The 25,562-nt window shown below is 42.0% G+C and carries 16 protein-coding genes and 2 pseudogenes (1 of these 18 cut by a window edge); 11 read left to right on the top strand and 7 right to left on the bottom strand.

Annotated elements, in window-relative coordinates:
* Window positions 1–197 precede the first annotated feature (197 nt).
* The 3 genes from ABUA47_RS07945 (at window position 198) to ABUA47_RS07935 (ending at window position 6,172) form a co-directional block, all read left to right on the top strand.
* Entirely contained in the window at window positions 198–3,242 is a 3,045-nt protein-coding gene (locus tag ABUA47_RS07945; RefSeq protein WP_081106173.1) for a SusC/RagA family TonB-linked outer membrane protein, read from the top strand.
* Window positions 3,243–3,260: 18 nt separating this feature from the next.
* Window positions 3,261–4,754: a RagB/SusD family nutrient uptake outer membrane protein gene (locus tag ABUA47_RS07940; protein WP_005828414.1), complete on the top strand. Its 1,494-nt coding sequence runs from the start codon at window positions 3,261–3,263 to the stop codon at window positions 4,752–4,754.
* Window positions 4,755–4,957: 203 nt separating this feature from the next.
* On the top strand, window positions 4,958–6,172 hold the full coding sequence (locus ABUA47_RS07935; protein ID WP_005837038.1) for an IS256 family transposase: 1,215 nt from the start codon (window positions 4,958–4,960) through the stop codon (window positions 6,170–6,172).
* A gap of 130 nt (window positions 6,173–6,302) precedes the next feature.
* On the opposite strand, the pseudogene ABUA47_RS07930 reads toward ABUA47_RS07935, so the two are convergent.
* Both ABUA47_RS07930 and ABUA47_RS07925 read right to left on the bottom strand, forming a co-directional pair.
* Window positions 6,303–7,445: pseudogene (locus ABUA47_RS07930) on the bottom strand (AAA family ATPase).
* Window positions 7,446–7,580: 135 nt separating this feature from the next.
* A complete protein-coding gene (locus ABUA47_RS07925) occupies window positions 7,581–8,801 on the bottom strand; it encodes an ATP-binding protein (protein WP_195325713.1) in 1,221 nt (406 codons plus the stop codon).
* 417 nt (window positions 8,802–9,218) lie between these two features.
* On the opposite strand from ABUA47_RS07925, the gene ABUA47_RS07920 reads away from it, so the two are divergent.
* The 6 genes from ABUA47_RS07920 to ABUA47_RS07895 all read left to right on the top strand — a co-directional run bounded on the left by ABUA47_RS07920 (window position 9,219) and on the right by ABUA47_RS07895 (window position 20,241).
* Entirely contained in the window at window positions 9,219–12,236 is a 3,018-nt protein-coding gene (locus ABUA47_RS07920; protein WP_259297572.1) for a SusC/RagA family TonB-linked outer membrane protein, read from the top strand.
* Window positions 12,237–12,264: 28 nt separating this feature from the next.
* Complete coding sequence (locus tag ABUA47_RS07915; RefSeq protein WP_005835044.1) at window positions 12,265–13,911, top strand: RagB/SusD family nutrient uptake outer membrane protein; 1,647 nt, start codon at window positions 12,265–12,267, stop codon at window positions 13,909–13,911.
* A gap of 409 nt (window positions 13,912–14,320) precedes the next feature.
* A complete protein-coding gene (locus tag ABUA47_RS07910) occupies window positions 14,321–14,905 on the top strand; it encodes a zeta toxin family protein (protein ID WP_034523328.1) in 585 nt (194 codons plus the stop codon).
* Window positions 14,892–15,083, top strand: coding sequence for a hypothetical protein (locus tag ABUA47_RS07905; protein WP_005835040.1), 192 nt, complete (start codon window positions 14,892–14,894; stop codon window positions 15,081–15,083). Before ABUA47_RS07910 ends, ABUA47_RS07905 begins: the two co-directional genes overlap by 14 nt.
* Window positions 15,084–15,886: 803 nt before the next feature.
* Window positions 15,887–18,706, top strand: coding sequence for a SusC/RagA family TonB-linked outer membrane protein (locus tag ABUA47_RS07900; RefSeq protein ID WP_227741095.1), 2,820 nt, complete (start codon window positions 15,887–15,889; stop codon window positions 18,704–18,706).
* 17 nt (window positions 18,707–18,723) lie between these two features.
* Complete coding sequence (locus ABUA47_RS07895) at window positions 18,724–20,241, top strand: RagB/SusD family nutrient uptake outer membrane protein (RefSeq protein ID WP_008665784.1); 1,518 nt, start codon at window positions 18,724–18,726, stop codon at window positions 20,239–20,241.
* Window positions 20,242–20,300: 59 nt separating this feature from the next.
* On the opposite strand, the gene ABUA47_RS07890 is transcribed toward ABUA47_RS07895, so the two are convergent.
* From ABUA47_RS07890 to ABUA47_RS07870, 5 genes are all read right to left on the bottom strand, one after another.
* Window positions 20,301–20,966, bottom strand: a complete 666-nt coding sequence (locus ABUA47_RS07890) for a MarC family protein (protein ID WP_008665785.1) — start codon at window positions 20,964–20,966, stop codon at window positions 20,301–20,303.
* A 52-nt stretch (window positions 20,967–21,018) separates the two neighbouring features.
* Complete coding sequence (locus ABUA47_RS07885; RefSeq protein ID WP_008665786.1) at window positions 21,019–21,717, bottom strand: YjjG family noncanonical pyrimidine nucleotidase; 699 nt, start codon at window positions 21,715–21,717, stop codon at window positions 21,019–21,021.
* Window positions 21,718–21,804: 87 nt separating this feature from the next.
* On the bottom strand, window positions 21,805–22,683 hold the full coding sequence (locus tag ABUA47_RS07880) for a hypothetical protein (RefSeq protein ID WP_005828438.1): 879 nt from the start codon (window positions 22,681–22,683) through the stop codon (window positions 21,805–21,807).
* 34 nt (window positions 22,684–22,717) lie between these two features.
* On the bottom strand, window positions 22,718–23,392 hold the full coding sequence (gene rsmI, locus ABUA47_RS07875) for a 16S rRNA (cytidine(1402)-2'-O)-methyltransferase (RefSeq protein WP_005828441.1): 675 nt from the start codon (window positions 23,390–23,392) through the stop codon (window positions 22,718–22,720).
* Window positions 23,393–23,405: 13 nt separating this feature from the next.
* Complete coding sequence (locus tag ABUA47_RS07870) at window positions 23,406–23,948, bottom strand: hypothetical protein (protein ID WP_005828442.1); 543 nt, start codon at window positions 23,946–23,948, stop codon at window positions 23,406–23,408.
* Between the two features lie 110 nt (window positions 23,949–24,058).
* Between ABUA47_RS07870 and ABUA47_RS07865 the strand changes: the two genes are divergently transcribed.
* Entirely contained in the window at window positions 24,059–24,664 is a 606-nt protein-coding gene (locus ABUA47_RS07865) for a thymidine kinase (RefSeq protein ID WP_005828444.1), read from the top strand.
* A gap of 22 nt (window positions 24,665–24,686) precedes the next feature.
* Window positions 24,687–25,562 (top strand): annotated as a pseudogene (locus ABUA47_RS07860) (AI-2E family transporter) (it continues 277 nt past the right edge of the window).

Below are 25,562 nucleotides of genomic sequence, written 5' to 3'. Positions count from 1 at the left end.
GCACATCAGTACAGAATTAAACACCTTCAAATCAGGATATTACCATTACAAATAGTATCATATAAGTAGATTGTCATTTACAGTGGATATGTATAGAGTATCTTCTCTAGAGGAATACTTTATTTCAGGAGCTCTTTTTATTTATTTTATATTGCTTATTATCAACAATATAGACATAATGTAGTTCCGCGAAAACTCTGGTAATTTCGTACATCGGCATGCAGACTCAAGAGGTTACAATTAAGCCGCATGTACGGGTTGTCATGCAGAGTGATACTGAACTTTTGGATGAAGTTGTAGTTGTTGCCTATGGTACTGCTACAAAAAGATCCTTCACAGGTTCCGCTACTGAAATTAAAGGAGACCGTATTGCTAACAAAAATCCGTCCGAATTATCTAAAGCGCTAACCGGTGAAGTAGCAGGTGTACAAGTTATTTCAACTAGTGGACAACCCGGCTCAAATGCAAGCATCAGAATTCGCGGTTTAGGTTCTGTAAATTCAAGCCGTGCTCCGCTGTATGTAGTGGATGGAATCCCCTTTGGTTCAGATTTAAGTGGAATTGATCCTTCAGACATAGAGTCAACTACCGTATTGAAGGACGCAACAGCAACAGCTCTATATGGTTCAAGAGCTGCCAATGGAGTAATTTTGCTGACCACCAAAAGAGGTAAAAAAGGAAAAACGCAGGTTGAGGCAAATGTAAAATATGGTATCAACACCCGTATAATTCCTCTTTATGACACGATGGAAAATCCTGAAAGGTTTCTTGAACTGACATGGGAAGGTATTAAAAACAAATATATGTACCGCGCGAACAATCCTAAGGATGAAGCTACTGCCAAACAATATGCAAGCGAAGACCTTTTTGATGCAGATTACGGTATTGCCCCCGTATATAATATGTGGAAGGCTGAAGGTAAAAATCTGATAGATCCTGTTACTGGAAGAATGAAGGCAGGTGTAGTCCGCAAATTTACTCCGGAGAAATGGGAAGATTATATTTTCCGTACAGGAGAAAAAGTAGAAGCCAATGTTAAGATATCAGGAGGTAGCGACAAGTTATCACATTATACCTCTTTCGGTTACTTGAAAGATGAAGGATACTATATAGGTTCGGATTTTGAACGTTTTAATGCCCGTTCCAATCTGTCTCAAGACATCACCTCATGGTTGAAATCAAATGTTAATATGGCTTATAGCTATATGGAACTGAATAAGCCCGGTCAAGGTGACAACATGAACAATGGTTTCCAATTCATTAATTTTATGCCTTCCATATTTCCGGTATTCCAACGTGATGCAGATGGCAATAAAATAAAGGATAATGTGGTCGGAGGATATCTGTATGATTATGGTATGGCTGAAGGTTATGGACGTCCTTACGCTTCAGGCGTAAATCCAGCCGGAGCGATTCAATTGGACAAGAATGAGTACCAGTCTCATTCATTCAACGGAAATGCCATGTTTGAAGCAACTTTCTTGAAAGACTTCAAAGGAACGGTAAACTTTGGATTGCAATATCTTGGTACAAAAAACAATGAATTGACAAATCCATATTATGGTGATGCAGAGGGGTTAGGACGTATTTTCAAAAACATGAGTACATTCTTCAGCTTCACGTCAAACCAGATATTGTCATGGAAGAAAAGTTTTGGTGTGCACAATCTCGATGCATTCGTTGCGCATGAATCTACATTCTACAAGTCATCTGACAACTATGGCCAGAAATCAAAGATTGTTCGTCCTAACAATACAGAATGGTCTAATGCTGTAATTATGGACTATATGGATTCTCAAACCTACGGGTTTGACATGGAAAGCTACTTCGGACAAATTAGATATGATTATAACGATAAATATTTCTTTCATGGAACATTAAGACGTGATGGTTCATCACGTTTTGCCAAAGGGCAGAAATGGGGAACATTCGGTTCTATCGGCGCCGCCTGGGCCATCACTAACGAAAATTTCATGAAAGACGTGAGCTGGTTGAAGAATTTGAAATACAAGTTAAGTTGGGGTGTGTTGGGTAACCAAGACTTTATCACCAATCCTACCATTGCAGGTTATTATCCTTACAATGATTTGTATACGATCGGTAACCTGAATGATGAAATCAGTTTTAGCTTTAAATATAAAGGTAATCCTGATTTGACATGGGAACGCAGCGAAACATGGAATACTGGTATCGAGTTTAATATAGCCGATATTTTGGAAGGTGAAGTGGAATACTACAATAAGACTACCAAAGATATGTTGTTCCTAAAGCAAGTATCTCCATCGCTGGGATATGCACAATACCCCGTCAATGACGGTAAAATGGTCAATAAGGGTCTCGAATTTTCTTTGGTGGCACATCTTGTGAAAACGAATGATATAAGTCTTGATTTACGTGTTAATGGTGGACATTATAAGAATAAAATGACCCAGATGCCTATGGATGATACCACAGGAAAAGAAAAGCCATTGGAGATACAAGGTGCTTACGGATGGTCGAAAGGACATTCTCTGTATGATTTCTATATAAGAGAATATGCCGGTGTAGATCCAGAAACCGGTATGGCATTATACAACTCATACTATAATGTAAAAGCCGATGGAAGCAAGGACTTGATTACAGATATGGTAACTTACCAGCAAAACAATAAGATAGAGCGTTTGGAAGTAGAAAAGACCTCCGATTATAACAACGCAACTAAGAAATATGTCAGGAAATCAGGTATTCCGACTTTACAAGGGGGATTCGGTTTTGATTTAGCTGTTAAAGGTTTCGAATTAAATACGACTTTCTCCTATAGCTTAGGAGGATATGCTTACGACGGTGTATATGCTACATTAATGTCTAACAATACACCTGGTAGTGGAAACTGGCATAATGACATTGAAAATCGTTGGCAAAAGCCGGGTGATATAACAGACGTGCCACGTTTAACTTCCGGATATGATGAATATACAAATGCATCTTCTACTCGGTTCATTACCAGTCGTTCTTATTTGAATTTATCCAATGTAAGATTATCCTACACATTCCCTAAAAAATGGATGAATAGAATGAACATTGGTTCCTTGTCGGTTTATGTTTCCGGTGACAACCTGATGTTCATTTCGGCTCGTAAGGGATTTGTCTCAATGGCAGGAAATACCGTCAGTACAGATCCTAATGAGGATTCCGGAGGCTCTGACAGAAGTCAGTATGCTCCATTGAGTACTATTATGGGAGGTATTAAGATTCAGTTCTAACAATAAAATCATTTGAATATGAGAAATGTAATATATAAAATAGCAGCTTGTTCTGCATTAGTAGCCTTGGTGCTTTCTGGCTGTAAAGAATCTTTTCTGGAGGAAGATCCAAATGGATATATTTCATCTGACCAGATAAAAGAAAATGCAGTGTGGAATCCTAATATCATGTTAGGTCAGGCATTAGGTACGTATTCCACAACATTTGCCTGGCAGACAGGCGGTACGACGAATCACGACGATTTCGGACAAAAATCCATTGATATTGCCACAGATTTAATGAGTGGGGATCTGGCAATGAGCGGAGAAACCTACGGCTGGTTTAGCGATGCAGCTAGATTGCAGTGTAATACTACCACAAAAAATAGAACCTACATGCTGTGGAGGTATTATTACCGCATCATCAAGGCCTGCAATGAAATATTTGACACTGTAGGAGGAGATGAAAGTGTACCGGCTAATGAGGATAACCAAAATTATTATGCACAAGCAAAAGCTTTGAGGGCTCATTCGTATTTCAATTTGGTGAATTTATATGCAAAACCTTACGATATTGATAAAAATGCTAAGGCCATACCTCTTTACCGTTCTCAAACCACAGCAGAGACATTAGGACTCTCCACAGTGGAGGAAGTGTATGAACGGGTTATTATCGACTTGAAGGAATCAATAAATATTTTGGAAGAGTTGGAATCAGCAGGTATTGGTCGTCCCAACGGCACTAAGGACCAAATCGACCAATGGACAGCTAAAGGAATACTTGCCTATGTTTATTTGACCAAAGGTGAATATGAGAATGCTGCTGCATTAACTTCTGATATTATCAATAACTCAGGATATCCTTTGATGAGTGAAACTGAAATTATCGAATCTGGATTCCGGAGTATCAATATCGGTTCATGGATGTGGGCATTTGATATTACCAAAGATAACACCGGAGGTTTGCCCACATTCTGGGGACAGGTAGATTATTTCACTTATAGCTACTGTTCTGCAGGTGATTATAAAATGATAGACCATAATCTGTATAATGAAATACCTGAAACAGATACTCGTAAACAGTGGTTTCATCCGTCTGTATTGATTAGCTGGTATAAATTTTATGATGCCGGAAGAAAAGCAATGGGAGACCGTACATGGACAAATGATATTGTTTACATGCGAGTTGAAGAGATGTACCTGATAAATGCTGAAGCCAATGCACGGGCAAATCATCTGCCCGAGGCAAAAGCAGCATTGAAGGCTCTATTAGAACAGCGGGATCAGGCCACGGCTGCAGAAGTGGACAATATGAATGCTGATCAATTACTGGAAAACATATACTACAACTGGCGTGTAGAAATGTGGGCCGAAGGACGAGGTTTACTTACCTTGAAACGTTTCCACAAATCAATGGTACGTGGTGACAACAACTACGCATTGACTGGTGAAACAATCTCATACGATGACTCCAGATTGATCTTTGAAATTCCAGAGCGTGAAGTAACGAATAATCCCAATTTGCAGAAATGATAAAGTGCCACATTAGATTGTGCAAATCAGATGAATAAAAGAGGGAGAGTATCTAAATTTAGAATACTCTCCTTTTTTAATATAACGAAATCTGGTTCTTGTTGTATAAAGAGGGCAACACAAATCATTGCAGATGCAGAGGATGTAAATTAAACTGTGTCAGCAAGGAATAAAGTATTAACTTTGCTAACACAGTTTTTTTTATGAAAGAAGAATTTGATTTCGAGAGTATCAAGAACAAGGCCATTGAACAGCTGAAAGCCGGCAAGCCTTTGTTGGGTAAGGACGGCGCCTTTGCCCCACTATTGGAAAGTATATTGAATGCAGCCCTGGAAGGAGAGATGGATGCACATTTGACAGAAGAAGAACGCCAGATGGGTAACCGTCGTAACGGAAAGATGCAAAAGCAGGTTCAGACTCCCTTGGGCGAAGTAACCGTTTCCACTCCCCGTGACCGTAATTCGAGTTTTGATCCCCAGTTTATCAAGAAGCGTGAGACTATTCTGGCAGAAGGTGTTGCTGACCGTATAATTGGCTTGTATGCAATGGGAAACAGCACAAGGGAAATCAGTGACTGGATGGAAGAAAATCTTGGGAATCGTGTTTCGGCCGACACAATCAGTTCCATCACAGACCGTGTACTTCCGGAGATAAAAGCATGGAAATCACGGATGCTTGATTCTGTTTATCCTATAGTCTGGATGGATGCCATTCATTACAAAGTAACGGATGAACGTGGCTGCGCGGTAACCCGTGCAATCTATAATGTACTGAGCATTGACAGGGAGGGACACAAGGAGTTACTTGGAATGTATATATCAAGGAATGAGGGAGCAAACTTCTGGCTCAGCGTGTTGACAGACCTTCAGAACCGTGGAGTTGAGGATATTCTCATTGCCTGTATAGACGGTCTGAAGGGGTTTCCTGAAGCCATTCAAAGCGTTTATCCTAATACAGCCGTACAGCTTTGTGTAGTACATCAGATACGTAACTCCATCAAGTATGTAGGATCCAAGAATCAGAAGGAGTTCTTAAGGGATTTGAAATGTGTCTATCAGGCAGTCAATAAGGAATCCGCAGAAAATGAGCTCCTCAAGCTGGATGAAAAATGGGGTGAACAGTATCCTGTCGTTATCAGATCCTGGCAGGACAACTGGGATAAGCTGTCCGAATACTTCCAGTATACTCCGGTCATCCGTAAGCTTATCTATACCACAAATACCGTTGAGGGGTATCACCGTCAGATCCGCAAGGTAACAAAAAACAAGGGCGTGTTCCCATCGGATACAGCCCTTGAGAAACTTGTTTATCTTGCATACCGCAATATACGTAAGAAATGGACCATGCCACTGGCCAATTGGGCTACCATCTCGCAACAACTGGCTATAAAGTTTGGAAACCGGTTTAAATTATTGTAATTTTACGCTCGTCGGGACGGGTGGTCCCGCCCCTTGGCGCGGGCCGTTCCCCGACCGATGAGTTTTCTAGAGATAAATAATGCGTGACACAGTTTATTTTACACTACCCAGATGCACTGACATATCAATCTTATTTAGACTGCTTCAATAACCATATTTCAAAGAATTTATCGTAAACCTTGTATTCTCCAAGTTCACAAGTAACAAAATCCTTGTCCAACAATCCTTTTATAGCTCCTTGTACTGAGCTGGCTGTCAATTTATAGGTTTTCAAGAATCTGGAAGAAGTTATTTCCCTTGCTTTTCCTTCTTTGCAAATGGCAAACAATACCTCCTTTTGTTTGGGAGGAAGTTGATAAAGAAGAGAGGAATAAGTAAAATTCAACTGAGACTAAATGTTTTCGATCGCTATGCTCACTTTGTCTGCCGTACAAATTTCACCTGTAGCTGTCATTGCATACAATGAGTTGGAGATGAATTGAATATACCATGTAATGCCCTCAAAACGTTCATATACGTTCTGAACAGTTTCTTCTGTAATGTCTTTATTGGCTATGAGGAAATGTTTCCTAATAAACTTTGTGTAAGTTCCTATGTCTATTGGATGTAATTCCATGATGGCTGTACTTTGATAGAAAGGGCGTGCTGGACTTGTGAATATTTCGCCCATCATATGCCGTTGGGAACCTGCATAAATAAATCTTGCATTTGCGCAATGCTGAATATGGGTACGCAATACAGCTTCAATATTTTTTCCGGATATTTGGCAATAGCTTGAAATTCGTCAATAGCCACCAGGCAGGGCTTGTCGGCCTTCTCCAAATAATAAAAAATTTCATCCAAAGTAATAGAAGGAGTTTTTATATCTCCCATCTCCAAATTCCAACCGGGATTTCCTGCAAAATCAAATGAAATTCCCGCCCGAAGCGATGATAAGCAACTTAAAAACAAATCCCACGCTTTTCTACCTCGTGGTTTCAGACCATTCATAATTCCTTTGCCAAGCTCAAAAACAAACTCTTGAAGATTCTTAGTCGCATATATATCAATCAAGAAAATATAATATTCCTTTTCGATATGTTTTTTGATGAAAACAATGTTCTATTAAGCCCGTCTTTCCTAAACGACGAGAAGATATTAAAGCTACATTGTTACCATTTGTGATATAACGGGTTAATGTTCCGGTTTCAGCTACACGGTCACAAAAATATTCAGCGGATATATATCCATTGGTTATGAAAGGGTATTCTTCTCCATAAAGTGAATGCTTTATACAAAAAAAATTATAATCTTATTATAATGCAAATATCACAATGCTTTTGTATCGATTCTCCAACTTTGTTTCATATAATCTGTCAGAGGAAATCTGTTGATTTACTCTTCTCATATTGGAAATTAAATTATAGATTTACAATCTTTCTTTATCCTCTGCCAACAAAAAGTTTCGCAGTGAAATCTGTTTAATTCCTTTGTAATTTCCCCCGCTTTGCATTTCATCCATTGTAACTACATATTTGGGGTAATTGTCTGCTATTTCCAAAAGATTGCCAAATTCTCGCCTAACAGTTGCATCATCGGGAAGCATATATGCTACTTGGATATAGACTTTATGGTCGTCCTTGGAAGCAATGAAATCAATTTCCTTATTGCCACTCTTTCCGACATATACTTCATATCCATATCTTAACAAATCAATGCATACTACATTTCCCATTAACTTGTTGATGTCTTTTCGAAAATCGAAATGCTGTATGGAATTATGTAATCCTAAATCTTCAAAATAATATTTCTCACCAATCTCAAAGATTTTCATCCCTTGGATTTCAGCTCGTTGAATTTTGTAAATAAAGAAACTATTGCACAGTGCCTTTAGATAGTTCAGAATTGTCTGCGTAGGAATGTTGACGTGTTGCGACTTTAAATATTTACTAATATTCTGGGCAGAAAAAAGAGAACCGGTATTATCTATCAGATAAGCTACGAGATTCTCCAAAAAAGATACATTCCGGATTGATTCACGGGCAACCACATCTTTTAGTAGGATAGTAGAGTAAACATTTCTCAAATACTCGAATATGACATTCTTGTCCATTGTTAGATTATGAATGTATGGCATACCTCCGAATGTAAGATAGAGTTTTAAACTTTCGGTGGAATCTTGACATTGATTGAAAGTTAAGAATTCCCCGTAGCTAAGTGAATGAATGGGAAATTCTATATATCTTCCTGCCAATTGAGTAGCAAGTTCACTGGACAGCATTTTAGCATTACTTCCGGTGCAATAGATATCGCATTTATTTTCGTTCAATAAACTCCGCAGACACAATTGGAATTCTTCAATCTCTTGGATTTCATCTACAAAAAGATAGTTATGATTATGCCCAGTAACCTTCTTTAAAACATATTGATAAAGATCCATGTAGTTCCTAATTTCCGTGAAGGCAAGTTGCTCTTTATCTACAAAAATGATATTGGCTTCCGGTATGTTTTTCTTTATGATATCTGATATCTGCAAAAGAATGTAGCTTTTACCTATCCTACGTTGGCCGGTTATTACTTTTATTATACTTTTATCAATAAACGGTTCAATTCTCCTTATGTATAAAGGGCGGGAGATATAATTTTTCATATTCAAACATGATTTAGTTTATATACAAAGATATAAAATATTTCAATTATAATTGAATCTTGCCGTATATATTATATATTCATCAATTATAAATAACATATGTAAAGCAAATATTTCTCAACAAAAAAATATTTTGGAACTTTTATGGATAAAATTTATCTTTCAAGATAAATTCCTCTATATAATCTATCGTTATTCTTGAATAAAAAACATTTATTGGGTTAATTAGTACATCACCAATTAAAAGAGTAGAATGAAATGTTACAATAACGCGCTCATTATCAGCTTTTAATTATTCAAAACGGTATGAAATGGGTACTTCGAGCCACTTACCTCCCTTTGCCATATACCTTTATAGATAATATACAATAGAATAAACTCTGTTCTATAGCAAACGTAAACAATTGTTTTTTAGCAATATACACTTATTGTAGTTCCGCGAAAACTTTGGTGATTTCTTATATTGGTATGCAGACGCAGGAAGTGGCGATTAAGCCGAGTGTAAAGGTGACAATGAGAAGCAATGCAGAAGCTTTGGATGAGGTTGTGGTAGTGGCATACGGTACTGCTAAAAAAGAATCGTTGACCGGTTCTATCTCGGTGGTTGACAATAAGAAAATAGAGAAGCGCATCACAACCAGCGTAACCGGTGCACTTGAAGGTGCCGCACCGGGTGTACAAGTGAACAATACATATGGTGAACCCGGTTCTGCCCCCAGCATCCGTATCCGTGGTTTTGGTACATTGGTTTCAGGTGCTTCAGATCCTCTGTATGTAGTGGACGGAGTCCCTTTCGATGGAAACATGGCCGAACTAAACTCTAATGATATTGAAAGCATGTCCATCTTGAAAGATGCTGCTTCGGCTGCATTATACGGTAACCGTGCTGCCAACGGTGTTGTCATCATTACAACCAAGAGCGGACGAAACACTCATAAACCGAGTATTACGCTGCAAATGAATCAAGGTATGTATAACAGAGGTATTCCCGAGTACGACCGTCTGGATGCAGACCGCTGGATGGAAGCTACCTGGATGGCCAAGAAGAATGCCATGATGAGCAATGCCGGCATGTCGGCAAGCGATGCTGCCGCATATGCCACGGGACACGTGGTTAGTGAATCTATCGGTCGTAATATCTACAATGCCGCTGGTGATAAGTTGTTTGACAATAACGGAAAACTGATTGCCACTCGCCTGGCTGGCTATGACGACTTGGACTGGCAGAATGCCATCGAACGCACGGGACACCGTCAGGAATACAATCTTTCCGCCGCCACTTCGGGAGAGAAATACAACGTGTATTCTTCCATAGGCTACTTGAATGAGAAAGGATATGTAAAAGCCACAGGTTACGAACGTTTCTCCGGCCGTATCAACACTACTTATACACCTAACAAGTGGTTCAAGGGTGGCGTGAACTTGACTGGCTCGTGGACCAAGCGTGACTATAACAGTAATGCCAGTGGCAACTATTACGCCAATCCGTTCTACATTACTCGTTATATGGCTCCGGTCTATCCGTTGTTTATGCACAATGCCGACGGTACATACCAACTGGATGCCGATGGTAACAAAATTTATGACACCACTTCATCTTATCTGAGTAACCGCAACATCGCTTACGAAATGTTGTATAATAAGCAGGAAAGTGTGCGCAACGTATTGGGCGGACAAGCTTTTGCCACCATCTCGTTGCCATATGGACTTTCATTAACTGTAAAAGGTGACCTGAACAACAGCACTTCGAACAATAAGAAATATGACAATCCCGAAATTGGAGACGGTGCTACGAATGGCGGTCGTTTGACAAGTTATGCCTACCAATACAAGACTGTAACCTTGCAGGAAATTCTGAGCTGGAACTATCAATTTAATCAGGTACACAACGTGGAAGCTATGGTGGCTCACGAGAACTATAGTTGGGAGCGCAAGTACACTTCCGGAATGAACACCGGTATGGCTGTAGACGGAAACCTTACTATGGGTAATTTCCTTAACAACTCTTATTTTTCCGGAAGTGATGATGAGGACAAGACGGAGTCTTATCTGGCACGCGTAAAGTATAATTATGACAACCGTTATTTCGTAGAAGGTTCGTTCCGTCGTGATGGTTCCTCACGCTTCCACAAGGACAATCGCTGGGGTAACTTCTATTCTGTTGGTGCCAGCTGGAACATGAAACAAGAAGCTTTCTTGCAAGATGTAGATTGGGTGGATGCCTTGAAGTTGCGCGCGTCCTATGGTGAAGTCGGTAACAATATGGGCGTAAGCCTTTATGGTCACATGGCTCTTTATACCATTGACAAGAACGGTGGTGAAGCCGCTTTGGTAAAACAATCACTTTCAGCACCGGACATCAAGTGGGAAACTACACAGACGGTGGATGTTGCCGTAGAGGGGCGTCTGTTCAACCGTCTGAACTTCCAAATAGGCTATTTCGACAAACGTTCCAAAGACCTGCTGTTTGAGGTACGCCTACCGCTTTCTGCCGGTTCTTATCCTTGGGTCGATGATACTGCCCCGATGAACCTGACGCAATACAAGAATATCGGTACCGTGTCCAACCGTGGCTGGGAAATCTCTTTGAATGCCGATGTCATCAACAACAATGACTGGAAATGGAACATCGGCGTAGACGCTACTTTCCTGAAGAATAAAATCGTGAAACTGCCCGATGGAAAGGACATCTTGCATGGTATGCAAAACTACTCCGAAGGACACTCCATCTACGAATGGTACACTTACCACTTCGAAGGTGTGGACCAGATGACCGGTACTTCTCTCTATACACTGGATCCGGACAAGAAAGCCGCCGCCCAAGAAGCCGGTGCATTGACTACCATCAACGGTACGGACTATGCTACCGCGACTTCATACGCCAAACGTGACTGGGCCGGCAGCGCACTTCCTACGGTTTACGGTTCTATCAGCTCAGCTCTTTCTTGGAAAAACTGGGATTTGAACATGCTGTTTACTTATTCTTTAGGCGGTAAAACATACGATGGTAGCTATGCCAGCTTGATGGGTGTGTCTGAATCCGGTGCTGCCGGCAGCGCTTACCACAAGGACATCCTGAATTCTTGGAAAGAAGTTCCTGCGGGAATGACAGAAACTTCTGCCAATCGCATTGATCCGAATGGAACTCCGCGCGCCGACTTTTACAAATCGTCCGACCTGAATGCCACCAGTGACCGTTGGCTGACAAGCTCTTCTTACTTCGTATTCAAGAACCTGAATCTCTCCTACAGCTTGCCCAAGCGTTGGCTAAAAAGTGTAGGTATAGAAGGCCTTTCGCTGACTGCCGGTGTAGAGAACCTTTTTACATTGACTTCACGCAAAGGATTGAATCCGCAGTATTCCTTCAACGGAGGTTCGGACGATACGTATGTGACAGCCCGTGTTTATAACTTCGGACTGACTGTGAAATTCTAAAGGTATAACCATATAATTTGTATTAGAAATGAAAAAGATTATCAATAAATTGTTCGCAGGAAGCCTATTGGCAGGTATGATGCTGGTGTCTTCTTGCGCCGGTGACTATCTGGATACAGCACCTACTGACTCAACCGGAGCAACCGATGCCGTAGGTACCACGGCCAATGCCATGAAGGCATTGAACGGTATCGCCAAAATCATGACAACACAACACTCCTATTTTGGAGGTGGATTTGCTGGTGAGAACAACATAATGATTCAGTACGAAAGCTACCCGAGTGAAAATTACAATTACAATTATTACGCATCCGGATGGTCTCCTATCTTCAATCAAGAGTTCCACACACGTACTAACTCCATTTACGATGCTTACGCATGGTATTACTATTATACCATAGCAGGTAATGCCAACACCATTCTTGCCAATATAGACAATGCCGAAGGTACGGAAGCGGAAAGGAATTTTGTCAAGGCATCTGCACTGACTTTTCGTGCATACGCTTTCGAAAAACTGGTACACTATTATTGCTGGCGCTGGCAAGATTCCAACAATGGCGCTTCGCAGGGGATAGTACTTCGTTTGGACGAATCTACCGGTGGACAAGGTTATGCCACATTAGCTGAAACGTATGCACAGATTTATAAAGATTTGGACGAAGCCATCATGCTGTTTGAGCAAAGCGGTATGGACCGTAATGCCTCACAAGTATGGATGCCGAACATCAATGTGGCACATGCCATCTACGCCCGTGCCGCTCTTACCAAGCAAGATTATACCAAAGCATTGACTGAAGCTAAGCTGGCTCGCCAGAACTACCCACTCATGAGCAATGCAGAATATCATGCAGGGTTCTGTAATCCAACCAGTGAATGGATTTTCGGAAGCTTTGGTAGTGCACAAGAGAATAACTGGTATTGGAGTTATGGTACTCAGTATGCATGCAACGGATATTATGCCAATGCGGCAGGGGCGGCAAACGGTGCAGGCTCTATCGGTCGTGAACTGATTAATCGCATTCCCAACAACGATGCTCGTAAGGCACTGTTCCTAACCGAAGACAAATTCCCCGGCTATAACTTCAATGACGGTTCAGCCATGGATTTAGGCTACGGCATTCTTGGAATGGGAGATGATGAGAAAAAAGCAGATGCTCTTTGGGAAGAAGCAGCTGCCTATTGCCAGAAAATGGCGGTCAGTGGCCTGGAAGCTCCTTATCAGGCTGGTTATATGTATCTGGGGGGACAACTGAAGTTTTATGTATTCGACACTCCGGGCGTCAGCTACCTGCCTTTCATCCGTTCATCGGAAATGGTATTGGTAGAGGCAGAGGCTAATTATTTCTTGAATGACGAGACTGCTGCTCGTGCCGCACTGGTAGAACTGAATGCCACTTCCGGACGTAATCCTGAATACACTTGCGACAAGAGTGGCGAAGCTCTTTGGAATGAAATTATGGACTATCGCGAATTGGAACTCTGGGGTGAAGGTTTTGCATGGAGCGACTACAAGAGATGGAACCGCGACATAGTCCGTCACAGTTTTGCCGAAGGTGGTAATGCTCACATTTCCGTTGCAAAAACCATTCCTGCCTCCGGTGTCAACAAATGGACATGGGATGTACCTTTGAATGAAACTGATTACAACGATGAGTTGAATCTTGGAGGAAAATAATTCTACCGGAATTATTCTATAAATAAAGTGTTTTTTGAGAGAGGGGATGCTATAAAGCATTCCCTCTGTTATTAGAGGAGAACAATAAAAGCGTTTCCACACTATTCTCAGGATATTTGCCTGCCATTTGGTATTCATCAATGATCACTAGAGGGGAGGGCTATCTATATAGCGCAAGTGGGAAAGGCAAGTACTTTGCTCCACCTCAATTCGTAAAACGTACTTTGGTAAACAGATATTTCATCAAGAAGAAAATAAGGATAGATGATATGTGAGAAATGTGGAGTTCTCAAAAGAGTCCTGTACTTCTCATACCTGCGGAACAATCAACTTTTAAAAAACAATAACTATCAATTATCCATAATCTTATAAAAATGTCGTATGTTTGCAATTAGATAAATGCATGAATATGGATTCTAAAAAACAGCTCTACATCATTAGTGGTTGTAATGGTGCTGGTAAGACTACGGCATCTTACACTGTGCTACCGGATGTTCTGGAATGCAAGGAGTTTGTTAATGCAGATGAAATAGCTCGTGGATTATCTCCTTTCAATCCCGAAAGTATGGCTATTGAAGCCGGACGGTTGATGTTACAAAGGATTAATGAATTGCTGAGAAATCAACAAAACTTTTCTATAGAAACCACACTTGCCACAAGAACTTACACCCGCCTTGTCCATCGTGCGCAAGAGCAAGGATATAAAGTCAATTTAATATATTTCTGGTTGAGTTCGCCCGACTTGGCTATTCAGCGTGTAGCCCAACGTGTACGTAATGGTGGGCACGACATTCCCAAAGAGGTTGTGATTCGGCGTTATCAAGCAGGTATCAATAACTTTTTCAATATTTATATGCCCTGTGTGGACTATTGGCTATTGGCAGATAATAGCGAGACACCCCGTATTATTGTTGCTGAAGGCGGACGGGGGATGGAGATGCATATACATCATATTGAACGATTTAATAAAATACAAAGTTATGTCAGAGAATGAAAGAAAAGAACTGAGCGAAAAGTTACATTTCGGTTTGGCATTAGCCGAACGCCGTATGCTTGAAGAAAAAGCATTGCGCAATGAATGCATTATACAAGGCTTGCCCAATGGAGAAATTAAAAGTGTACCTGCACGTATCATGCTGCGTAAACTTTATGGAGAAGAACTGAAACAATAGGAGTATCCTTTCTTCAATAAGCAGCAAACCTGGATTGCCCGCACGATATGAGAGCTAGAGTGGGTCACAAAAGCATATTCTGCATTTCCTGATTATGATAAAAATATCTCCACCCAAGCGACGTAATTTCATGTAGACTATATTTTCTCATAATAGGTATTCCTCATCAGAAAAATATAATCCCAAACAAGAAACCAAAAACATTGTTTACTACATAAATCTTTGGGGAATTAAAGAACTAAACCTTGACTGAACAATCGTTTTTCCATCCGAAAAGGGCAGGTTTACATTTTTGACATACTTCCAATAGTAGTTTTTCGCAGTTACAGAGTTCTTTACTTCAATTACTTTTGTATTTGGAATAAACAAACGGATATCTCCATTTAAAATAAGGACAATTGCATAGTGTTCTATGCATAAAATGGATAAATGGGTAAGATGGTATCTATGTAACCTTTATAATTTCAATAATATTTTATATAATGCTTTACGTTTTCATGGATGTAACAAACAATACAAGTAAATAATTGACAAAAAACAACTAAACGATAGATGTTGACATAAGCATTCATTCTTAAAAAAAAGAAATCCTAACGTTATGATTATAACATATTAGTACAGAATCAGACTATTATAAATCAGCACATTACTATTACAAATAGTATCATATAAGTAGATTGTCATGTATAGTGAACATGTATAGAGTATCTCCCAAAGGGGAACACTTCCTTTTGAAACTTTCTTGAATTATTGTACCTCCTTTATTACCAACAAGATACACATATTGTAGTTCCGCGAAAACTCTGGTGATTTCGTTTGTTGGTATGCAAACCCAAGAAGTAACGATTAAACCTCATGTAAAGGTAATTTTGAAATCCGATTCTGAGCTGCTTGAAGAGGTTGTAGTTACCGGTTACGGTACATTTAAGAAAGCATCGTTTACCGGAGCTGCTTCTACTGTAAACACTTCCACCTTGGAAGATGTACCTGTTCTTTCTGTTGCCGACAAACTTTCTGGTAATGTCGCTGGTGTTACTTTTGGCTCAAGTTCAAGTAATCCGGGTTCTGTAAGCAGTATCCGTGTACGTGGTATGGGTTCCATCAATGCCGGAAACAATCCGCTTTATGTTATTGACGGAACACCGGTCACAAGTGGAGACTTATCCGAGTTCACTTATAGTGATGCAGGAACTGATATTTTGTCTTCACTCAATACCAATGACATCGAGTCTATCACAGTTATCAAAGATGCGGCTGCTGCCTCTCTTTACGGCTCGCGTGCTGCTAACGGTGTTGTGGTCATTACGACGAAAAGCGGAAAACAAGGCAAAACAAATGTAAGTTTCCGTTCCGACTGGGGTTTCTCAAACATGGCAATAGATTATCGTCCTATGCTCGACGGTGACTCGCGCCGCGAACTCTTATGGACCGGTCTCAAGAATTACGGGTTATACACCGGAAACATGTCCGATGCAGATGCCGCAACTTTTGCAGACCAGAACATCGAGGATTTTGCTTCAAAACCCTCGACCGGATGGACGGATTGGAAAGACCTGCTTTTCCGTAACGGTTCTCATCAGAACTACCAGTTGAGCGTATCTGGCGGTAACGACCGTACCAAGTTCTACACCTCAGCTGCTTATACCAATCAGGAAGGTATCATTTACAAACAAGGTCTGGAACGTTTCACTGGTAATGCAAACCTCACTCATAAGTTTGGAGACTTTGAAGTTCAGGTTACAAGCCAATTCTCAAAAGTAAGACAAAACAAAACTAATGAAGCTACCTCCTATGATGGACCTGTGGCCAATTACGCATTCTTCCAAAGCCCCTCATCAACCCCTTATAATGAAGACGGCACATTAAACAATGGTTGCGGCGTATTTGGAGTCAATCCTTTGTATGAAAGAGAACACAGCTCTGACGTTTATACCCTGATGAAGGCATTCAATACAATCAAGTTGACCTACAATATTTGGGACAAGTTGAATTTAAGTGAAAAGATTGCTTATGATTACGCACAAGGAACCAATGACGTTCTTTGGGACAGACACTCAAACAATGGTGCCCCCGGTGGTGTCATGCAGCGTATCGTCAATCGTAATGACCAGCTGAATACACAAACCCAGCTCTCTTACATCAACTCTTTCGGTCTGCACAATATTGACGCCCTGCTTGGTTTTGAAACACAAGATACGGAATATGCTTTCAACTACATGGCAGGCCAAGACTATCCGGGTGATTTGTACGAATTGACAAATGCCGGTTCAACAAGTGCCGAAACCAACAGACAGAGCTATCGCATGACTTCGTTCCTCGGACGTGCCAATTATAACTACGCAGACAGATATTATCTCGGTCTCAGCTATCGTACCGACGGAAGTTCACGTCTGGCAAGAGAAAACCGTTGGGGAAGTTTCTGGTCGGTTTCCGGAGCATGGAGATTCATAGACGAAAGTTTCCTGAATCCTGTCAAGAATGTATTGACAGATGGAAAGCTCCGTGTGTCATACGGTGTAAACGGAACGCAACCATCAGACTATTACGCTTATATGAATCTTTATAAATACGGAATCATATACAATGGACAGTCAGGAATGTCCATCGTCGGAATTGCAAACCCGGACCTGAAATGGGAAAAGAACAAAACATGGAATATCGGTCTCGACCTTTCATTCATCGACCGTATCTCTGTAACATTCGACTACTATCAGCGTAAAACCAGCGACCTTATATATGACCTCCCCGTATCACAAGTCGGCGGATATTATGATGGCAATTATGGGTATACCACCCCGCAAAACATCGGTTCACTGAAGAACTCCGGTTTTGAGTTGACCATTACATCAACCAATTTCAGAAACAAGGATTTCACGTGGACCACTTCTCTGAACATGGCACACAACAGCAACAAACTGACCAAATTGGATGGCCAGCAGAATGAAATCGTATCAGGACCGCTGATTCACCGTGTAGGCGAACCTTACTATTCATACTATGTTTATGAATACGCCGGAGTCGACGCCGAGACCGGTAAAGAAATGTTCTATCTGAATGACGGAACAGAGAATGCCCGCAAGACAACTACAAATATCTCTGAAGCCAACAAAACTATTGTAGGCAGGCATCAGGCTAGTATAGAAGGTGGTCTTACCAACAACCTCAAATGGAAGTTTATCGACTTGGGCTTCACTTTCACTTATTCATTGGGTGGTGATGCTTTTGACTACTCCACTTGGCAGCACTCCAATGGCGGTTCACATCTATACGGTGGTGCCGTACCGACATACTACGACATCTCAAAGATGTGGACCGGCCCGGGCGACACGAATGCCACATTGCCTAAATTTGAATATGGAAGCGTAGCTTCACTGTCTTCACGCTGGCTGATGCCTACTGATTATCTACGTCTGAAGAACCTCACATTAGGTGTAAGCATTCCGCAAAACTATATCAACAAGCTTGGACTTAGCAAGGCAAGAATTTACTTCTCGGGGTCCAACCTGCTTACATGGAAATCTAAAGACTTATTTGTAGATCCGGAAATGCGTGTAGACGGACTATGCACATTTGAGACTCCGGCATTGAGAACATATACATTCGGAATAGAATTGAATTTCTAACTAATAAAGATACGAAAATGAAAATATTAAAGACATTATACACAGCAACGCTTTGCGCAGCTATGGCAGTCAGCACTTCATCATGCCTCAACAGTTGGCTGGATCAGTCACCCGCAGACGGAATAGATGCTGAAACCGCAATCAAGAACAGCGATGATTTGGCCAATGTGCGGACGGGACTTTATGCTGCCGTTAAAGGTAACAGTAGCCTGATTAATTATTATGGACGCCTCATGTTCGTATACGGTGACATGAGAGGGGAAGATATCCAATATGAATATAACGGTGGAAGTGGAAGAGCAAACTTCTACTACTATATGGAATATACAACTGCCGACAATTTCACCACCTCAACAGCCGTATGGCAGATGCCTTATGTAGTCATAGCACGCGCCAACCGTCTGATTCAGGCAGCAGAAAGTGGCAACCTGACCGACGCGGCAGAGGCAAAAGCCACTATTGACCAATATGATGCAGAAGCAAAAGTTCTGCGCGCCATGGCACTGTTTGACCTTACACGTATCTACGGTAAACCTTATACGGTAGATCAAGGCAGCTCACCCGGTGTGCCCATCGCTACCTCCCCGCTGGAATCGACAGAAAAGCCAAGCCGCAGCACGGTAGCCCAATGTTATGAGGCTATTGAAAAGGATTTGACAGATGCAATCAACTCAAATGCACTGCCCAAAACCAATGAAGTGGGTTATGTCAACCTTTGGGCTGCCAAAGCCTTGCAGGTACGTGTATATATGACAAAAGGCGAATGGAGCAAGGCTTTATCCGTAGCTGAAGACATCATATCAAACTCGTCTTACAAACTTTGGGAACCGTCAGAATATGTTGCTGCATGGAGCAAAAGTGATGCCAATCATTCAAAAGAAATCATGTTCGAGATTTCCATCAACAACAATACTGACTGGACAGACCGTGAAGGTATTGCCTACTTATATGCAGACAAGGCTGGCGCTTCTCCCGGATATGGAGATGTAATTGTCACAAAAGACTTCTCTGACATGCTTACATCCGACCCGGCAGACATCCGTAACGACATATTATTGGCAGCGGCAGCAGGAGGATTTGACAAACGTAAAGTTTACATCAACAAAATGCCTGCTGTAAACGGAGATGTACGTTACTCCAATGTCCCATTGCTGCGCTTGTCAGAAGTTTACTTGTCAGCAGCAGAAGCAGCTTTCCAAGCCGGAGACAAGAACAAGGCTGCCAACTTGCTGAACGATATCATCTCCAACCGCACAACGGATGAAAGCAAACAAGTAACCAGCGGAAACATCACATTAGACCGCATCTACATCGAACGCCGCAAGGAACTTGTAGGTGAAGGACAGCGCTACTTCGATGTTATGCGCCGAGGTGAAACCGTTACACGCTACACGGACGTTAATGACAGAGGATGGCACGACGTATTGAGCGAAGAAGCGCGTACATTCAACCGCGACTCCAAGAAAGCGCTCCCGTTGATTCCCGTCGGTGAAATCAATGCCAATCCGAACATAGAACAAAATCCAGGCTATTAATCAATAGTAGCCTAAAGAAACTTGGGAATTTTCCCAATGTGTTTTTATAAATAAAGTGTTTAGAGGAGGTGTGCCAGTGATGGTATGCCTCCTTCTTTCAATATATCCACCAATATAGGTTTCACTCCGCTGACAAAACACTCAACGGCAATAACCATCAGGATAAGTCCCATTAGGCGCATCATCACATTGTTTCCCGTCTCACCCAAAATTTTGACCAACCGCGTGGAAGCACGCAATATGAAAAAGGTAATCAGATAAATAAAGGCAATCATTCCTATAAGAACTCCTTTCATCTGAATGGTGTGGGCATCCTGCATCAGCACAATGGCATTGGCTATGGCACCGGGACCACAAAGCATCGGAATTCCAAGAGGAGTAATGGAAATATCATCGGCATAAGTCTTGATTTCCTCGTCTTTCAGCTTCATTGGAGTATAACGGGCTTGCAGCATATCGAAGCCAATCTTAAAGATAATAACTCCACCGGCAATACGGAAACCATTGGTAGAGATACCGAAGAACTTAAAGAGGAACTGTCCCGCAAACGTAAAGACCATAATCGTAATAAAGGCAACCAAAGTGGCGCGCGATACTACCGACTGCCGTTCACGGTCCGTCATTCCATGCGTCATGGTCAAAAACACCGGCATGGTGCCGAGAGGGTTTGTCAACGTAAAGAAGGAGGTAAAACAAAGTAGAGCGAAAGGTAAGATTGTGTCCATAGCTGTATAATATACGTTTCTGCAGACAAAAGTACAATTAAAAATTTCAATGTCACAAAATCTGCATCAATTCTTTCAGATTACTGATATGATAAGTCGGTTGAAAAGGCAGTTCTTCCTTCCCGGTTACATTATAAAACACTTGGTGCATACCCACTCCTTTGGCTCCTATCACATCATTTTCCCAACTATCGCCTATCATCAAAGAATCATGCACCTCGGATTGTGTGGCAGAAAGTGCAAAATGAAAGATTTCGGGCCAGGGCTTCAAGATACCGATGTCATCAGAGAGAACAATCTTCTTAAAAAAGCGGTCGATACCTGCCGAACGCATCTTATGACATTGCAGTTCTTGGAAACCATTGGAAAGGATATAGAGGTTATATTTCCCCGCCAAATATTCCAGCACCTCATAAGCATGCGGCATCAGCCGATTTTTTGTGGGAATGACCGAAAAGAAATCATCAGAAAAAGCCTCAGCCAAAGCAACATCCCTCGCCCCTACTGCCTCCAGAGGATATAGGAAACGCTGGCGGTTCAACTCTTCCTTACTGACCTGCCCTCTACCGTATTCTTCCCAGAGTTCTGTATTACGATGCTGATAAAGAGTATAGAAATGCAGGAAAGAGCGAAAGAAACGACCATAGTCATACTTGTGATACATTTCTTCGAATGTATCACGTGCATTAAGGGAAAATGCCCAAAGCGTATCGTCCAGATCAAAAAAGAGGTTTTTATATTGAGATGCCATAACTTAAAGGAAAGGTATATATAAAAATAGACGCAGATTATCAATTCCAATAACCTGCGTCCGTTCTGTATCAATCTTATAACAGTGTTATTTTACTTGGATTACCAAATACTTGGACACACTCCAGAAGTCTTTCGGATTTGTAATCTTCAAAGTCAGCTGTCCTTTATCATCTTTCTCCAACGCATAAGAGCCAGCAGGATGAGTGGTCAAGATATCAGCATCTTTGGAGTATAGTTTAATCTCTTTTGTCGTACGGATATCCACTTGTGTAAAGTAGTCCTTGTTGATATCAGAATCTTTCAGCACCTGGCCTTTTTTGAAAAGCCCGGTATTTGTCAATATCTTCTGGTCTTTCAGCTCCTTCTTTGTGCCAAACACAAACCAAGCTGTGTTAAGTGCCTTATCTTGCTCGGCAACGGTTTTGGCCTTCGCCTCATTTTCGGCAGTCAATTCCTCCTTCTCACTAGACAAGCCGGTCACGGCAGCATCCAGTTCCTGGATACGGATATTCTTGGAAGCCAGCTCAGCCTGCAATTCTTCAATACGCTGAGTCTTTGCCACCAACTCCTGAGTCAAAGATTCTACAGCTCTCTTCAACTGAACAGAGTTGTTTTTGCTGTTCTTCAACATAGATTGCAGTTTGGCAATCTGCTCCTTGTTCTCTTCCATCTGTTTACGGATAAATTCAATGTCCGACGCAATCTGCTGCTTGGCATTCAAAGAGCCTTCTGCCACAGCGCCACGTTGCAAATCCACACGGCTCTCCGCCGCATTAATCTGGCGGAATCCCTCTGAAATATCATTGAAAGTACCCATCATCTCGTCTAATTCAGCATTACGCTGAGTCAGTTCCATCAATAAAGAATCATTTTCAGCTTTCAGCTGGTTCTTACTGCCACCAGAGAAACTGTCACACGAAGCCATTACAGCCGCGCATACAATTAAAACTGCTAACTTTTTCATACGCTTTCGTTTTACGTTTGGTTAATGAAGTTATTTAATCGTCTATTCCTGCTACTACAATCACAATTTCACCGCGCGGTTCGTTCGCCGTGAAATGTTCTATTAATTCTGTAAGCGTTCCACGCACCGTTTCTTCGTGCACCTTTGAAATTTCCCGCGAAACAGATGCCTGACGTCCGGCACCGAAATGTTCGGTAAACTGCGCCAAAGCTTTTACCAATCTGTGGGGAGACTCATAGAACACCATGGTACGACGCTCCCCGGCCAATGCCTTCAGGCGAGTCATCCTTCCTTTCTTCTGTGGAAGAAAACCTTCAAAACAGAACTTCTCATTCGGCAATCCGGAAGCCACTAATGCCGGCACAAAAGCTGTCGCTCCCGGCAGGCATTGCACTTCGATGCCGTTGCGCACACACTCTCTGACCACCAGAAAGCCCGGGTCGGATATACCCGGTGTACCTGCATCCGAAATCAAAGCTACAGTTTCTCCCCCCTTTATTCTATTAACAACACTTTCAACCGTTTTATGTTCATTAAATTTATGGTGAGATTGCATCACATTCTTTATTTCGAAGTGTTTCAGCAATATGCCGGAAGTACGTGTATCCTCAGCCAATATTAAATCCACTTCTTTCAGAATCCGGATAGCACGGAATGTCATATCTTCCAAATTCCCTACCGGGGTAGGCACTACATAAAGTTTTCCCATACTTATCGGTTGTTTAGCTGAAATATTTTTTGAGGAGTTCCATAAAATCGACAGCGGCTTCATTCTCTTCATCCGGCTGCACTTCCGAAACGAAAATATCCATAGCCTTGTCCAAAGAAGGGGCCTCACCCAAACGTCGTACCACTTCATTCATCCGTGCAGCATCGCCTGCGAACAGTTCGCGGACAAAACGGAATGAATCGTTCAGACTGATGGCATGTTTCAAATCCTTGGCAGGCTTGATGCGTTCTGCCAAAATAGGAACTGTTTCCGGTTCCTCACATACCATCTTCACTGTATCAGGAATAACCGATTCGACCGGAGAAACCGATTCGGTCAAAGGAGTAGTAACAGCAGGGGGTTCCTCCAGGGGCGACACAACAGCCGTTGGCGCCTCCTCAAGCAGTTCTTGCAACGCCTCCAAGCGTGCCTTCATCTGCTGGATATTCCGTTTTGCCACAATCTTCAATGTCGGATTGGCATCACTTGAAATGGCCTGCATCAAACATTTCAATTCCTGAATATCTAATTCTATGTCGTTTAATAGGGTTTGCATATCCTTTACACAGTCCGTGTTAACGCTACAAATGTAGAAATAAATAATGAAAAAATATCGGAAAGCAAACAAAAGTGTTACTTTTGCGCTTAAATATAACACTCGAAAGCATGGTATTATTCTCAGAAGATCATATACAGGAAACCAAACGCAGGGGAAGAATTGAGGTCATTTGCGGTTCCATGTTCTCCGGCAAAACCGAAGAGCTGATAAGGAGACTGAAACGGGCAAAGTTTGCCAAACAACGCGTAGAGATATTCAAGCCTGCCATAGATACCCGTTATTCCGAAGCCGATGTAGTATCGCATGACAGTCATTCCATAGCCTCCACTCCCATCGATTCATCTGCCAGTATTCTGCTGTTCACTTCAGAGATAGATGTAGTGGGCATTGACGAAGCCCAGTTCTTTGACAGCGGCCTGATTGATGTATGCAACCAGCTTGCCAACAATGGTATACGCGTCATTGTAGCCGGACTGGATATGGACTTCCGCGGTATTCCATTCGGCCCTATGCCGGGACTGTGTGCCATTGCAGACGAAGTTTCCAAAGTACATGCCATCTGTGTGAAATGTGGTCAACTTGCCTCGTTCTCCCACCGTACCGTCAAGAACGACAAACAAGTACTGCTGGGAGAAACCGAAGAGTACGAACCGCTATGCCGAGAGTGCTATCAGCAAGCCATCCAAGCCGACCAAAAGGAAAGCGGTCATTAACGAATACAAAAAACAGAGCATTATGGAACGCAAAAAGATTACATTCGACAGTTTTATCCGCGGTGTCATACTCGGTGTCATTATTATCGGCATCCTTATGCTCTTCAAGCGTCTAAGCGGCGTATTGCTGCCATTCTTCATCGCATGGCTCATTGCCTATCTGATATACCCCCTGGTCACCTTCTTCCAGTACAGATTAAGGCTCAAGAACCGGGTCATATCCATCTTCTGCGCCTTATTCAGTATTCTGATTGTAGGAGGAACCGCCTTCTATCTGCTTGTGCCTCCCATGATGGACGAATTCGTCAGGGTAAAAGATTTGGTAATAGACTACTTTTCCAACGGAACCCACGACGGCAATGTGCCCAAAACACTCTCTGAATTCCTTCGTGAGAACATAGACACCCAGTTTGTCACCCAATTGTTCAAGGAAGAGAATATGCTGAACGCCATCAAGGAAACCGTTCCCCGGCTCTGGTCCTTGTTGTCAGAATCCGTCAATCTGCTGTTCAGTTTCTTCACTTTCTTCCTCATTCTTCTCTATATAGTTTTCATATTGCTGGATTACGAAAGCATTTCCGAAGGGTGGACCCACCTGGTACCACAGAAATACCGGCCCTTCGTAATCAATGTAATGAACGATGTGAAAGACGGCATGAACAGATACTTCCGCGGACAAGCATTCGTGGCATTGTGTGTCGGTATTCTGTTCAGTATAGGCTTTCTGATTATTGATTTCCCACTGGCCATTGGACTCGGCTTGTTCATCGGCGCTTTAAACCTAGTACCTTATTTGCAGATTATCGGCTTTATACCTACCATCGTGCTGGCCATACTGAAAGCAGCGGATACGGGAGGAAACTTCTGGATTATCATTGCATCGGCCCTTGCGGTATTC

Origin of the sequence: Bacteroides sp. RTP31139st1_H2_RTP31139_211217 (assembly GCF_040227615.1) — a bacterium.
Taxonomy (GTDB): Bacteria; Bacteroidota; Bacteroidia; order Bacteroidales; family Bacteroidaceae; genus Bacteroides; species Bacteroides uniformis.
Note: the sequence above shows the minus strand (reverse complement) of the source record. Positions and strands in the feature narration are given on the sequence as shown.